Source organism: Streptomyces sp. NPDC097107 (assembly GCF_044762405.1).
Lineage (GTDB): Bacteria > Actinomycetota > Actinomycetes > Streptomycetales > Streptomycetaceae > Streptomyces > Streptomyces thinghirensis.
This window is the reverse complement of the sequence record NZ_JBIWEF010000015.1, coordinates 58,834-73,616: the sequence shown is the minus strand read 5'-3', so window position 1 is coordinate 73,616 and position 14,783 is coordinate 58,834. Positions and strand designations below refer to the sequence as shown.

Here is a 14,783-nt window from a genome sequence, read left to right as displayed (position 1 = left end):
GACGAACAACCCGACGCGGCGAAGCCGCCGCCGGCGACCCTGGCGCACGACCACGACCGCGCGCAGACGGGGCCGGTACGCCCGGCCCGGCGGCCACCCCGGCCGGTGCGGCCCTCACCGGCGCCGGCCGAGCTGCCGCATGAGGCAGACCCAGCCGCCGCACCGGGGCCCGCGGGACACGGGGGCGGCGCGGACCGGGAGGCCCCGGTGAGTCCGCCGACCCCCGTGCCGACTCTGGACGGAGCGCTGCGGACGCAGCCCCCGCCCCGACCGCTGCTGCCCCGGCCGTCGGCCGCCGCCGGCGGACCGACCTTCGTCCGTCAGTTCGTGCTGGCCCTGGTCTGCGCGGCATACGCCGTCGGTTCCGCGCTCGGCTGGGGTTCGGACCGCGTCGCCAAGATCATGGGCGACTTCGGGCTGAGCGCCGCCGCGGCCGCCGCCGCCGTCTCCTGCCTCCTCTACGCCCGTGGGCCCCGGGTCCGGTTCCGGCCGGCCTGGCTGCTGTTCGCCCTCTCCTCGGCGATGGCGTCCCTGGGCAACCTGGTCTGGGGGTGGTACGAGGTCGTCCTGCGGCAGCCGGTGCCCAGTCCCAGCTACGCGGACCTGTTCTTCCTGTGCTTCGCGCCGCCCGCCATCGTGGGGCTGCTGGTGCTGGCCAAGCGGCCGGTGACGAAGGCCGGCTGGATCTGCCTGGGCCTGGACGCCTGGCTGATCGGCGGTTCGCTGCTGACCCTGGCGTGGAGCCTGGCGCTCGCCCAGGCGGCGAAGGCCGAGGGCGGTTCCAGCGTGGCCCACTCCGCGCTCTCGGTGGCCTACCCGCTGCTCGACATCGCCCTCGTCAGCATGGTGCTCGCCCTGCACTTCCGGCGGTCGCCCGTCTGCAGGTCCGCGGTCAACACCGCCGTCGGCGCGCTCGCCCTGACGGTGGTCTGCGACGCCCTGTTCACCTCACCGCTGCTGCACAACAGCTACCGCTCCGGACAGTTGCTCGACGCGGGCTGGTTCGCCGGTTCCCTGCTGCTCGCGTACGCCCCTTGGGCCGCGTCCCGGCACGGGCGGCCGTCGGCCGAGGAAGGATCCGGCGGGCACACGCGCGTGGTGCGCGAACACCTGCCCGGGCAGCGCGGCACCGGTCACCGGCCCGCACCCGCGGCGGCGCCCGGGAGCGAGCGCGGCCGCTTTCCGGCCTCCCGGCCCATCGCCGGGTCGCTGGCCGCGCTCACGCCGTACCTCGCCGCCGCGGTCTGCACCCTCGGCATCCTCTACAACGTGCTCAACGGCCGCAGCGTCGACCGCGTGGTGCTGCTGACCGGCGGCACCGTGGTGCTCGCGCTGGTCGTGCGACAGGGCATCATGCTGCTCGACAACATCACCCTGACCCAGGAACTGGCCCAGAAGGAGAACCACTTCCGCTCCCTGGTCCAGGGCTCCAGCGACGTCATCATGATCGCCGCGCCCAACGGCATCCTCCGCTACGTCTCCCCGGCCGCCGCCGGGGTCTACGGAAGTCCCGCCGAGGAGCTCGTGGGCAGCGAACTGGCCGGTCTCATCCACCCGGAGGACCTCGGCTGCGTGGTGCACGAGGTACGCCGGTTCCTCGCCGCGAGCCCGGTCGAGGAACCCACCACACGCATCGAGTGCCGTTTCCGCTCCGGGGACGGCGGCTGGCTCAACGTCGAGTCCACCGTCAACCGCCACCACGGGGGCCTGATCTTCAACAGCCGGGACGTGACGGAGAGAGTGCGCCTCCAGGCGCAGCTCCAGCACAACGCCGAACACGACCCGCTGACCGACCTGCCCAACCGCGCCCTGTTCACCCGGCGCGTCCAGCAGGCCCTGTCCGGCCGCCGTGCCTCCGACCGCGGCGCCGCCCTGCGCGGTACGGCGGTGCTCTTCATCGACCTCGACGGCTTCAAGGCCGTCAACGACACCATCGGGCACCAGGCCGGCGACGAGTTGCTCGTACAGGCCGCTCGCAGACTCCACGAGGCCGTCCGCAAGGGGGACACCGCCTCCCGGCTGGGCGGCGACGAGTTCGCGGCCCTGATCGTCGGGGACGGCGCCCGGGACCGGGCCGCCCGCGAGGGTCACATCCTGGAACTCGCCGACCGTCTCAGGATGACGCTCTCGCAGCCCTACCTCATCGACGGCAACGACGTCCGTGTCAACGCCTCCATCGGGGTCGCCTTCGCCGAACCGGGCCTCGGCGCGGGCGAACTGCTGCGCAACGCCGACCTCGCGATGTACCGCGCCAAGGCGGGCGGCAAGGGTCGCGTCGAGCTGTACCGACCTCAGATGCAGCAGGACGTCGTGCGCAAGGCCGAGCTGGCCACGCGCCTGCGGGCCGCGCTGCACGACGGCGAGTTCGCGCTGCTGCACCAGCCGGTGGTCTCCCTGACGGACGGCCGGATCACGTCGGTCTGCGCCCAGCCGCGCTGGCGCTCCTCCCAGGGCGTGCTGTTCACCCCCGCCGAGTTCCTGCGCGTTACCGAGGACGGCGACAAGACCGCCGAACTGGACCGCTGGATGCTCCAGGAGGCCGTCGAGCAGGCCGCCGAACGCGCGGCGGCCGGGCTGTCGGCGGCCGTCGCCATGCGCATCGGCGCCCGTCGGCTGCTGGACCGCTCCATGCCGCTGGGATCGGTGGAGGCCCTGCTGACCCGGCACGGACTGCCACCCGGCTCCCTTGTGATCGAACTGTCGGACATCGACCCACGGGTCGGCCTGGACGAGCTCGACCGCCGATTGAACGCCCTGCGAAGGGTCGGCGTCCGCATCGCCCTGGACGGCTTCGGAAGCGGCTACGCGGCGATCACCGCGCTCCGGCGCCTCCCCGTCGATGTCCTCAAGCTCGACCGCGGCCTGATCGAGGGCGTCGTGGAGTCGGCGCGGCTGCACAAGATCACCAGTGGTCTGCTGCGCATCGCCACCGACCTCGGGCTGAAGTCCGTGGCCGACGGGGTGGACCTGCCCGAGCAGATCGTCGCCCTGCGCGCGATGGGCTGTACGCATGGGCAGGGCATGGCCTTCTCCGGGCCGCTGGACGAGTACCGGCTGCGCAGAGCGCTCGAAACCGGCCACTACCCGGTGCCGCACGGACCGGCCGAACCGGCCTTCGTGGGCGGCGGCGCGGGGGTGTACTCCAAGGGCGTCGGCGCGGGCGGTGGTACTCCCGGAATGCCCGCCGTCCTGGGAGGTGGCACGGCCCTGCGCTCACATGATGAGACTCCCGTCCCACCCACTTGACAGTGGGTGCGTGCCGGGGAGAGGGTCAGTGCCATGCGCACCCGAATTCTCGTACTTGGAAAGCGCGTCGGCTGAGCTGGTGACGTCCGGACCGCCCCGGACTCCCGGCGACCCACACCCGACGCGCTCCCCTCGCTTGCCTTTTGGCACGAGGGGTTTTTTGTTGCACCAGCGCCGCTGGGCAACAGTCACACACCGCCCGAAACCTCGCAAAACCTCAGCACCGAAGCACCGAAGCACCGAAGCACCGAAGCACCGAAGCACCGAAGCACCGAAGCACCGAAGCACCGAAGCATCAGACCCTCAGCATCAAAACCCTCAGCATCGAGAAGAGAATGCCGATGACCGAGCAGGCCACCGGGGCCCATCACCCGCAGCCGCGGCCCCGATCCGGAGGACAGTCCGCCCCCGAGCACGTCACGGGTGCGCAGGCCCTCATCCGCTCTCTCGAGGAGGTCGGCGCCGACACGGTATTCGGCATTCCCGGCGGGTGCATCCTTCCGGCGTACGACCCGCTGATGGACTCGGCCAAGGTGCGTCACGTCCTGGTCCGCCACGAGCAGGGCGCCGGCCACGCGGCCGAGGGCTACGCGCAGGCCACCGGAAAGGTGGGCGTCTGCATGGCGACCTCGGGACCCGGCGCCACCAACCTGGTCACGCCGCTCGCCGACGCGCACATGGACTCGGTGCCGATGGTCGCGATCACCGGCCAGGTCGCCTCCAAGGCGATCGGCACGGACGCCTTCCAGGAGGCCGACATCGTCGGCATCAGCATGCCGATCACCAAGCACAACTTCCTCGTCACCAAGGCCGAGGACATCCCCCGGGTGATCGCGCAGGCGTTCCACATCGCCTCCACCGGCCGCCCGGGCCCGGTCCTGGTCGACATCGCCAAGGACGCCCTCCAGAAGAAGACCACCTTCTCCTGGCCGCCGGTCATGGACCTGCCCGGCTACCGCCCGGTCACCAAGCCGCACGCCAAGCAGATCCGCGAGGCCGCCAAGCTCATCACCGCCGCGAAGCGCCCCGTGCTCTACGTCGGCGGCGGCGTCCTCAAGGCGCGGGCCACCGCCGAGCTGAAGGTCCTCGCCGAACTCACCGGAGCGCCCGTCACCACCACCCTGATGGCGCTCGGCGCGTTCCCCGACAGCCACCCGCTGCACGTGGGAATGCCGGGCATGCACGGTGCGGTCACCGCCGTCACCGCGCTGCAGAAGGCCGACCTGATCGTCGCCCTCGGAGCCCGCTTCGACGACCGCGTCACCGGCAAGCTGGACAGCTTCGCCCCGTTCGCCAAGATCGTCCACGCCGACATCGACCCGGCCGAGATCGGCAAGAACCGCGCCGCCGACGTGCCGATCGTCGGCGACGCCCGGGAGGTCATCGCCGACCTCGTGCAGGCCGTCCAGAAGGAGCACAGCGAGGGCAACACCGGCGACTACAGCGCCTGGTGGAAGGACCTGAACCGCTGGCGCGACACCTACCCCCTCGGCTACGACCAGCCCGAGGACGGTTCGCTCTCCCCGCAGCAGGTCATCGAGCGCATCGGGCAGCTCGCGCCCGAGGGCACGATCTTCGCGGCCGGCGTCGGCCAGCACCAGATGTGGGCCGCGCACTTCGTCCAGTACGAGCGGCCCGCCAGCTGGCTGAACTCCGGCGGCGCCGGAACCATGGGGTACGCCGTTCCGGCCGCCATGGGCGCCAAGGCCGGCGCGCCCGAGCAGACCGTCTGGGCGATCGACGGCGACGGCTGCTTCCAGATGACCAACCAGGAACTCGCCACCTGCGCCCTGAACAACATCCCGATCAAGGTCGCCGTCATCAACAACGGCGCCCTCGGGATGGTCCGCCAGTGGCAGACCCTGTTCTACAACCAGCGCTACTCCAACACGGTGCTGCACTCCGGCCCCGAGGACGTCAACCCGGACGCCCGCGGCACCCGGGTCCCCGACTTCGTGAAGCTGTCGGAGGCCATGGGCTGCTACGCCATCCGCTGCGAGGACCCCGCCGACCTCGACAAGGTCATCGAAGAGGCGAACTCGATCAACGACCGCCCCGTCGTCGTCGACTTCATCGTCCACGAGGACGCGATGGTCTGGCCGATGGTCGCCGCCGGCACCTCCAACGACGAGATCATGGCCGCCCGGGACGTCCGCCCCGACTTCGGCGACAACGAAGACGACTGAGCGAGAGAGACCCAGAGATCATGTCCAAGCACACGCTCTCCGTCCTGGTGGAGAACACGCCCGGCATCCTCGCCCGGATCGCCGCCCTGTTCTCCCGCCGCGGCTTCAACATCGACTCGCTCGCCGTCGGCGTCACCGAGCACCCCGACATCTCCCGCATCACCATCGTGGTGAGCGTCGAGGAGTTCCCGCTGGAGCAGGTCACCAAGCAGCTCAACAAGCTGGTCAACGTGCTCAAGATCGTCGAGCTGGAGCCCACCCAGGCAGTCCAGCGCGAACTCGTCCTGGTGAAGGTGCGCGCCGACAACGAGACGCGCTCCCAGGTCGTCGAGATCGTCCAGCTGTTCCGCGCCAAGACCGTCGACGTCTCCCCGGAGGCCGTCACCATCGAGGCCACCGGCAGCAGCGACAAGCTGTCCGCGATGCTCAAGATGCTGGAACCGTACGGCATCAAGGAACTCGTCCAGTCCGGCACGATCGCCATCGGCCGCGGCGCCCGTTCGATCACGGACCGCTCGCTTCGCGCACTCGACCGGTCCGCATAACGACGGAAACGGGCGGTCGCGCACACCACCGACCGCCCGCATTCCGAGACCCCGAGACTTCCCTTCCCCTCACCGGCATACGGTGGGACGCAACACCTGCACACAAGGAGAGAACCCAGTGGCCGAGCTGTTCTACGACGCCGACGCCGACCTGTCCATCATCCAGGGCCGCAAGGTCGCGGTCATCGGGTACGGCAGCCAGGGCCACGCCCACGCGCTGTCGCTCCGTGACTCGGGTGTCGACGTGCGCGTCGGTCTGCACGAGGGCTCCAAGTCCAAGGCCAAGGCCGAGGAGCAGGGCCTGCGCGTGGTGAGCCCGGCCGAGGCCGCCGCCGAGGCCGACGTCATCATGATCCTCGTCCCGGACCCGATCCAGGCCCAGGTCTACGAGGAGCACATCAAGGACAACCTGAAGGACGGCGACGCCCTGTTCTTCGGCCACGGCCTGAACATCCGCTACGGCTTCATCAAGCCGCCGGCCGGCGTGGACGTCTGCATGGTCGCCCCGAAGGGCCCGGGCCACCTGGTGCGCCGTCAGTACGAGGAGGGCCGCGGCGTTCCCTGCATCGCGGCCGTCGAGCAGGACGCCACGGGCAGCGGCTTCGAGCTCGCCCTGTCGTACGCGAAGGGCATCGGCGGCACCCGTGCCGGCGTCATCAAGACGACCTTCACCGAGGAGACCGAGACCGACCTCTTCGGCGAGCAGGCCGTCCTCTGCGGTGGCACGGCCGCGCTGGTCAAGGCGGGCTTCGAGACCCTGACCGAGGCCGGTTACCAGCCGGAGATCGCCTACTTCGAGTGCCTGCACGAGCTGAAGCTGATCGTGGACCTCATGTACGAGGGCGGCCTGGAGAAGATGCGCTGGTCGATCTCCGAGACCGCCGAGTGGGGCGACTACGTCACCGGCCCGCGGATCATCACCGACGCCACCAAGGCCGAGATGAAGAAGGTCCTCGCCGAGATCCAGGACGGCACGTTCGCCAAGAACTGGATGGACGAGTACCACGGCGGTCTGAAGAAGTACAACGAGTACAAGCAGCAGGACTCCGAGCACCTGCTGGAGACCACCGGCAAGGAGCTGCGCAAGCTCATGAGCTGGGTCGACGAGGAGGCGTAGGCCTCACGCCCGAGGGGCCGGGGCGAAGCCGCTCCGGCCTCTCGGCGAACCGCGGGTAACGTCGTGTGTGCGGCGTTGTCCAACCCGTCCAGCCACGGACGGGTGATCCTTCCGCAGAGGCGCAGGACGCCCGCCGCCGCGCCACTAGACTGCTGCACAACATACGCGTCAGGCCCACAGCGTCGTGCGTCTTCCACGCGGCCACCAACCCTCCACCGCCTGCGGCCGTCGGGACGGCCGTCCGCATTGGACTTGTGAGGACTCACGTGAGCTCGAAACCTGTCGTACTCATCGCTGAAGAGCTGTCGCCCGCGACCGTGGACGCGCTTGGCCCCGACTTCGAGATCCGCCAGTGCAACGGCGCGGACCGGGCCGAACTGCTCCCCGCCATCGCCGACGTGGACGCGATCCTGGTCCGCTCCGCGACCAAGGTCGACGCCGAGGCCATCGCCGCCGCGAAGAAGCTCAAGGTCGTCGCCCGTGCCGGTGTCGGCCTGGACAACGTGGACGTCTCCGCCGCCACCAAGGCAGGCGTGATGGTGGTCAACGCCCCGACCTCCAACATCGTGACCGCCGCCGAGCTGGCCTGCGGCCTGATCGTCGCCACCGCCCGCAACATCCCGCAGGCCAACGCCGCGCTCAAGAACGGCGAGTGGAAGCGCAGCAAGTACACCGGCGTCGAGCTGGCCGAGAAGACCCTCGGCGTCGTGGGCCTCGGCCGCATCGGCGCCCTCGTCGCACAGCGCATGTCGGCCTTCGGCATGAAGGTCGTCGCCTACGACCCCTACGTACAGCCCGCGCGGGCCGCACAGATGGGCGTCAAGGTCCTGTCGCTGGACGAGCTGCTCGAGGTCTCCGACTTCATCACCGTCCACCTGCCGAAGACCCCCGAGACCCTCGGTCTGATCGGCGACGAGGCGCTGCGCAAGGTCAAGCCGAGCGTCCGCATCGTCAATGCCGCGCGCGGCGGCATCGTCGACGAGGAGGCGCTGTACTCGGCGCTGAAGGAGGGCCGCGTCGCGGGCGCCGGTCTGGACGTGTACGCCAAGGAGCCCTGCACCGACTCGCCGCTGTTCGAGTTCGACCAGGTGGTCTGCACCCCGCACCTCGGCGCCTCCACCGACGAGGCCCAGGAGAAGGCCGGCATCGCCGTCGCCAAGTCCGTCCGCCTCGCCCTCGCCGGTGAACTGGTCCCCGACGCGGTCAACGTCCAGGGCGGTGTCATCGCCGAGGACGTCAAGCCGGGCCTGCCGCTCGCCGAGCGCCTCGGCCGCATCTTCACCGCGCTGGCCGGCGAGGTCGCCGTCCGCCTCGACGTCGAGGTGTACGGCGAGATCACCCAGCACGACGTGAAGGTGCTGGAGCTCTCCGCGCTCAAGGGCGTCTTCGAGGACGTCGTCGACGAGACCGTGTCCTACGTCAACGCCCCGCTGTTCGCCCAGGAGCGCGGCGTCGAGGTCCGGCTGACCACCAGCTCGGAGTCCCCGGAGCACCGCAACGTCGTCACCGTGCGCGGCACCCTCTCGGACGGCGAGGAGGTGTCGGTCTCCGGCACGCTGGCCGGCCCGAAGCACCTCCAGAAGATCGTCGCCGTCGGCGAGTACGACGTGGACCTCGCCCTCGCCGACCACATGGTCGTCCTGCGCTACGAGGACCGTCCCGGCGTCGTCGGCACCGTCGGCCGCGTCATCGGCGAGGCCGGCGTCAACATCGCCGGCATGCAGGTCGCCCGCGCGACGGTGGGCGGCGAGGCGCTGGCCGTGCTGACCGTCGACGACACGGTGCCCTCCGGGGTGCTGGCGGAGGTCGCGGCGGAGATCGGGGCCACGTCGGCCCGGTCGGTGAACCTCGTCTGACGTGCCGTGCCCGGGGGCTGTCGCCCCCGACCCCCGTTCGCCCTGAACGGGCTCGTCCGCAAACGCCGGACGGGCTGACTCGATCAGCCTGTTCGGCGTTTTCCGTGGGCGTCTCCGGGCGCACCCTGAGGTGCCCCAGCTCACGGACGGCCTGCGTCAGGTGGTGGAGGCCGCTACAGGCGGTACGCCTTGAGTGCCATGTGGAGCAGCAGCCGGTCCTCGCCGTCGTCCAGGTCCAGGCCCGTGAGCTGTTCGACGCGGGAGAGGCGGTAGTACAGCGTCTGGCGGTGGATGCCCAGCTCGGCGGCGACGCGGCCGGCCTGGCCCGCGCAGTCGAGGTAGACCTCGGCGGTGCGGGCAAGTTCCCGGTGGGCGGGGGAGAGCAGCACCCGTACGGCGGGGTCGTGGGCGGACTGCGGGGGCAGCGCGGTCAGCAGGCGGAACGGCCCGATGGACGTCCACTCGGCGACCGGCCCGAACCGGGTCTCGGCACGCGCCGCCCGGGCCGCCGCCGACGCCTCCCACCAGGCCGCCCCCAGCTCCGCCAACCCGGTGCGCGGCGCGGAGAGCCCGGCCGCCGGGGTGCCCGCGGCCCCGCTCGCGCCCCGCACCCGCTCGAGCAGCCGGCCCGCCGCCGACGTCGCCGGGGTCAGTACGTCCGCCGAGCGCAGCCGGACCAGCAACGCCAGTGACTGGCCCGCCGGCCCCCACGGCACCGTGCACAGCGCCGTCGCCCCCGGCACCGTACGGACCGAGGGGGCGTCGTCGGGACCGGCCGACGGCCAGGGGGCGACGCAGACCACCGCGTGCGGGGTGTCCGCGCGGGCGCCGAGGGCGGTGCGCAGTTCCGCCACGGCCATGTCCCGCTGCCAGTCGCGCTCGGCGGTCAGCACGGCCCGCAGCTCCCGGCTCAGGTCGGCGCCGTGCTGCGCCTCGTCCGCGAGCAGCGCGCCGATCCGGGCGGTGACCTCCATGGCCGCAGCCAGCTGCCGATCGGTCGGGCCGGGGTCGGTGTCCAGCAGCCACACGTAGCCGAGGACGACACCCCGGTGGCGTACCGGCAGGCACGTGCGGCCCCGGTACACCCCCGCGTCCGGGGTCGGCGGGATGCGGACCGGGCCGGTCGCGCGGGTGATGCCGAAGCCCTCGAACCAGGCCCGGACGGCGGCGGTGGAGCGCCGGGTCAGGATCGAGCGGGTGCGCACCGGGTCGAGGGCGGACGGATCGAGGTCGCCCTCGCTGTCGTAGGCGCCGAAGGCGATCAGCTCGAAGTCGCGGTTCTCCAGGGTCGCGGGCGCGCCCAGCAGCTCGGAGATCTCGTCGACCAGCTCCTGGTAGTCATCCTTGGAATCCGACATCACCCGGGCATTCTGCCGCATTTACGCGCGCCCTTCATACATCTGTCTGAGATCTGCGGCACGGATGCGTGACAGCTGTCGATGGCCGACGATCGGGTGGATCCTTAGATTTCACGGTGGTTCTCCGTGCCGTCCCCCGTTCGTCGGGCTACGGCCTCGTGTTGGTTGGTAAGTGGAGGTGCCCCGTGCTGGGTCCCGTGATTCTCGCCGCGTCGCGCAGCGACCGGATGCGCCGGCTGGTCTCGGCCGCGCCCGTGACCAGGCCGGTCGTCGACCGGTTCATCCCCGGCGAGACGGTCGACGAGGTGCTGCCGATCATCCAGGACCTCACCGACCAGGGCCTGGAGCTGACGATGGACGTCGTCGGCGAGGACATCACCAACCCCGCGCAGGCCGAGGCCGCCCGCGACGCCTACCTGGAGCTGGTCGACCGGCTCAAGCCGCTCGGCCTCGGCGCCCGCGCCGAGATGTCGGTGAAGCTGTCCATGTTCGGCCAGGCACTGGACGGCGGCCACGAGCTGGCCCTGAAGAACGTCCGCCCGGTCGTCGAGGCCGCCGCCGAGATCGGCACCACGGTCACCCTCGACGCAGAGGACCACACCACCCTCGACTCGATGTTCGCCATCCACGAGGAGCTGCGGAAGGACGTCCCGCAGACCGGCTGCGTCATCCAGGCCTACCTCTTCCGCACCGAGGCCGACGCACGCCGGCTCGCCGAGAACGGCAGTCGCGTACGGTTGGTGAAGGGCGCCTACAAGGAGCCCGCCGAGGTCGCGTACCAGCAGCGCCACGAGATCGACAAGGCGTACGTGCGCATCCTGCGGACGCTGATGGAGGGCGAGGGCTACCCGATGATCGGGTCCCACGACCCGCGTCTGATCTCCATCGCACAGGAGCTGGCCCGGTCCGCCGGGCGCAAGCTCGACGAGTACGAGTTCCAGATGCTGTACGGCATCCGCGGCGACGAGCACCTGCGGCTGGCCGCCGAGGGCCACCGCATGCGCGTCTACACCGCCTACGGCACCGACTGGTACGGCTACTTCATGCGCCGTCTGGCGGAGAAGCCGGCGAACCTCCGGTTCTTCGCCCGCTCGATGGTCAGCAAGGGCTGAGCCCGCACCCGCTCGCAAGACCCGCTCAGTAAGGAGTTACGGAACCCATGGACGCTGTGACCCAGGTCCCCACCCCCGTCAACGAGCCGGTGCACGGCTACGCTCCCGGTTCGCCCGAGCGTGCCCGTCTGGAGGCCAAGCTCAAGGAGCTGGCCGACAACCCGGCAGACCTGCCCTGCACCATCGGTGGCGTCAAGCGGATGGGCGGCGGCGAGCGCTTCGACGTCGTGCAGCCGCACAACCACAAGTCCCGCCTGGGCACGTACGCGAACGCCACCCAGCAGGACGCCCAGGACGCGATCGACGCCGCCCTGGCCGCCGCCCCCGCGTGGCGCGCGATGTCCTTCGACGACCGCGCGGCGATCATCCTGCGCGCCGCCGAGCTGCTGTCCGGCCCGTGGCGCGAGACCATCGCCGCCTCCACCATGCTCGGCCAGTCCAAGACGGCCCAGCAGGCCGAGATCGACAGCCCCTGCGAGCTGATCGACTTCTGGCGCTTCAACGTCCACTACGCCCGCAACATCCTGGCCGAGCAGCCCCCGGCCAACTCCCCGGGCGTGTGGAACCGCATGGACCACCGCCCGCTGGAGGGCTTCGTCTACGCGATCACGCCGTTCAACTTCAGCGCGATCGCGGCCAACCTGCCCACCGCCCCGGCCCTGATGGGCAACGTGGTGGTCTGGAAGCCGTCCCCGACCCAGACCCACGCCGCCGTGCTGCTGATGCAGCTGCTGGAGGAGGCCGGGCTGCCCAAGGGCGTCATCAACCTGGTCACCGGCGACGGCATCGCGGTCTCCGAGGTCGCCCTTGAGCACCGCGACCTCGCGGGCATCCACTTCACCGGTTCGACCCCGACCTTCCAGCACCTGTGGAAGACGGTCGGCAACAACATCGCGAAGTACCGCACGTACCCGCGCCTGGTCGGCGAGACCGGCGGCAAGGACTTCCTGGTCGCTCACCCGAGCGCCGACCGCGCCGTGCTGAAGACCGCCCTGACCCGCGGTGCCTTCGAGTACCAGGGCCAGAAGTGCAGCGCCACCTCCCGCGCGTACATCCCGGCGTCCATCTGGAACGACGGCTTCAAGGAGGAGTTCGCCGCCGAGGTCGACTACCTCACCATGGGTGACGTCACCGACCTGTCGAACTTCATGGGCGCCGTCATCGACGAGCGCTCCTTCGCCAAGAACAAGGCCGCCATCGACCGCGCCAAGGCGGACGACACCTGCACGATCGTCGCGGGCGGCTCCTACGACGACTCGGTCGGCTACTTCGTCCGCCCGACCGTCGTCGAGTGCTCCGACCCGGAGAACGAGGTGTTCCGCACCGAGTACTTCGGCCCGTTCCTCGCCGTGCACGTCTACGACGACAGCAAGGCCGACGCGTACGACGAGATGCTGACCCAGATGGAGTCCGTCTCCGACTACGCCCTCACCGGCTCGGTCATCTCGGGCGACCGCGCGGCGGCGGCGTACACGATGGAGAAGCTGCGCTACGCGGCGGGCAACTTCTACATCAACGACAAGTCGACCGGCGCCGTGGTCGGCCAGCAGCCCTTCGGCGGCGGCCGTGCCTCCGGCACCAACGACAAGGCCGGCGCCCCGCAGAACCTGATGCGCTGGACGCTGACCCGCGCCATCAAGGAGACGCTGGTCGCGCCGACCGACTACACGTACCCGCACATGGGCTGACGCCCCGTGGCGCGACGCCCGGCGGGCCAGGTCACACGACCTGGCCCGCCGGGCGTTTTCGCAGGCCGGGGCAGTGTGACCGAGTGCACCGTCTCAGATAGTAGGAAGTCCGAGTAATTGTGGAGACAGATGCTCCGCGCTCCCTTAGCTTTGTAGGAGCCGAACGTCCCGCTCGATCGAGCGAATGGCGGTCGTGAGCCGGGCCCCGTGCAGGCAACCCCTGCGGCACCGTGCTTCCCGCCCCTTCCGGCGTCTCCCCTTCCACTCGCTTTCCGCGCTGCCCGCGTGCCGAAGGAGTCGATTCCCATGGCCGAGACGACCGTCCGCCGCCGAGTCCGCCACCTCTCCCGCACCAGTGACTCCGACCGCAAGAACGCCGCGGCCGCCCTCCAGCGCGCCCTCGACCGCCGGGACAACGGCGGCGCCACCGGCCACTGAGCCGGAGGTGACTGCGGCGTCCGCATGCCGGACGCCGCATGTCATCCCGTGGGACGAGGGGTAGGGTGCCGTCATGTCTCGCAGCCTCAATCTCGCAGTGATTCCCGGTGACGGCATCGGCCAGGAGGTCGTGGCCGAAGGTCTCAAGGTCCTCTCCGCCGTCCTTCCGCAGGATGTGAAGCTGGAGACCAAGGAGTTCGACTTCGGCGCCCGGCGCTACCACGCCACCGGTGAGACCCTCACCGACGCCGACCTCGACGCCCTCAAGTCGCACGACGCCATCCTGCTCGGCGCGATCGGTGACCCGTCGGTGCCGTCCGGTGTCCTGGAGCGCGGCTTCCTGCTCAAGCTCCGCTTCGCCTTCGACCACCACGTCAACCTGCGGCCGTCCAAGCTGCTGCCGGGTGTCGCCACCCCGCTCGCCGGGCAGCCGGAGATCGACTTCGTCGTCGTCCGCGAGGGCACCGAGGGCCCGTACACCGGCAACGGCGGCACCATCCGCAAGGGCACCGAGCACGAGGTCGCCACCGAGGTCTCCGTCAACACGGCCTACGGTGTCGAGCGCGTCGTCCGCGACGCCTTCGCCCGCGCGCAGGCCCGCCCGCGCAAGAAGCTCGCGCTGATCCACAAGAACAACGTGCTGACCTTCGCCGGTCACCTGTGGACGAACGTCTTCAACAAGGTGGCCGAGGAGTTCCCCGAGGTCACCACCGAGTACATGCACGTCGACGCGGCGACGATCTACCTCGTCACCCAGCCCGAGCGCTTCGACGTGATCGTCACCGACAACCTCTTCGGCGACATCATCACCGACCTCGCCGCGGCCGTCTCCGGCGGCATCGGCGTCGCCGCGAGCGGGAACATCAACCCCACCGGCGACTTCCCCTCCATGTTCGAGCCGGTGCACGGATCCGCGCCCGACATCGCCGGCCAGGGCAAGGCCGACCCCACCGCCACGGTGCTGTCCGTCGCCCTGCTGCTGCGCCACCTCGGTCACGAGGCCGAGGCCAGCCGGATCGAGGACGCCGTCTCCGCCGACCTCGGCGAGCGCGGCGACCTGCCCGCCCGGAGCACGTCCGAGATCGGCGACGCACTCGCCGTACGAGTAGCCGGCTGACACCCGCCGCGCCACTCGATCGAATCCGTTTCGAAGCCGCCGGGTCCCAAAACAAGGCACCCGGCGGCTTTCTCCTGCGTCCGCCAGGTGCGACCATCGAACCCTGGGCCGCATTCACCC

10 protein-coding genes are annotated in these 14,783 nt (G+C 70.6%); 9 read left to right on the top strand and 1 reads right to left on the bottom strand.

Features of this window, described 5'->3' with window-relative positions:
- Nucleotides 1-207 precede the first annotated feature (207 nt).
- From ACIQ1J_RS30295 to serA, 5 genes are all read left to right on the top strand, one after another.
- The gene (locus tag ACIQ1J_RS30295; RefSeq protein ID WP_403561785.1) at nt 208-3,246 is read left to right on the top strand and encodes a putative bifunctional diguanylate cyclase/phosphodiesterase; all 3,039 of its coding nucleotides are present in this window, start codon (nt 208-210) and stop codon (nt 3,244-3,246) included.
- A 335-nt stretch (nt 3,247-3,581) separates the two neighbouring features.
- Nucleotides 3,582-5,432, top strand: a complete 1,851-nt coding sequence (locus ACIQ1J_RS30290) for an acetolactate synthase large subunit (RefSeq protein WP_403561783.1) — start codon at nt 3,582-3,584, stop codon at nt 5,430-5,432.
- Nucleotides 5,433-5,452: 20 nt separating this feature from the next.
- Complete coding sequence (ilvN, locus tag ACIQ1J_RS30285; RefSeq protein ID WP_210960244.1) at nt 5,453-5,977, top strand: acetolactate synthase small subunit; 525 nt, start codon at nt 5,453-5,455, stop codon at nt 5,975-5,977.
- 118 nt (nt 5,978-6,095) lie between these two features.
- The gene (gene ilvC / locus ACIQ1J_RS30280) at nt 6,096-7,094 is read left to right on the top strand and encodes a ketol-acid reductoisomerase (RefSeq protein WP_403561782.1); all 999 of its coding nucleotides are present in this window, start codon (nt 6,096-6,098) and stop codon (nt 7,092-7,094) included.
- Nucleotides 7,095-7,360: 266 nt separating this feature from the next.
- Nucleotides 7,361-8,950: a phosphoglycerate dehydrogenase gene (gene serA / locus ACIQ1J_RS30275; RefSeq protein ID WP_403561780.1), complete on the top strand. Its 1,590-nt coding sequence runs from the start codon at nt 7,361-7,363 to the stop codon at nt 8,948-8,950.
- A gap of 173 nt (nt 8,951-9,123) precedes the next feature.
- Here the strand turns inward: serA and ACIQ1J_RS30270 are convergent, their stop codons facing one another.
- Complete coding sequence (locus tag ACIQ1J_RS30270; protein ID WP_403561779.1) at nt 9,124-10,329, bottom strand: PucR family transcriptional regulator; 1,206 nt, start codon at nt 10,327-10,329, stop codon at nt 9,124-9,126.
- Between the two features lie 164 nt (nt 10,330-10,493).
- Here ACIQ1J_RS30270 and ACIQ1J_RS30265 point away from each other — a divergent pair, with 164 nt between their 5' ends.
- The 4 genes from ACIQ1J_RS30265 (at nt 10,494) to ACIQ1J_RS30250 (ending at nt 14,663) form a co-directional block, all read left to right on the top strand.
- A complete protein-coding gene (locus tag ACIQ1J_RS30265; RefSeq protein ID WP_403561777.1) occupies nt 10,494-11,420 on the top strand; it encodes a proline dehydrogenase family protein in 927 nt (308 codons plus the stop codon).
- A gap of 47 nt (nt 11,421-11,467) precedes the next feature.
- Nucleotides 11,468-13,108, top strand: coding sequence for an L-glutamate gamma-semialdehyde dehydrogenase (gene pruA, locus ACIQ1J_RS30260; RefSeq protein WP_403561776.1), 1,641 nt, complete (start codon nt 11,468-11,470; stop codon nt 13,106-13,108).
- Between the two features lie 306 nt (nt 13,109-13,414).
- Entirely contained in the window at nt 13,415-13,546 is a 132-nt protein-coding gene (locus ACIQ1J_RS30255) for a hypothetical protein (protein ID WP_007444772.1), read from the top strand.
- Between the two features lie 73 nt (nt 13,547-13,619).
- A complete protein-coding gene (locus ACIQ1J_RS30250) occupies nt 13,620-14,663 on the top strand; it encodes a 3-isopropylmalate dehydrogenase (RefSeq protein ID WP_403561775.1) in 1,044 nt (347 codons plus the stop codon).
- Nucleotides 14,664-14,783 lie beyond the last annotated feature (120 nt).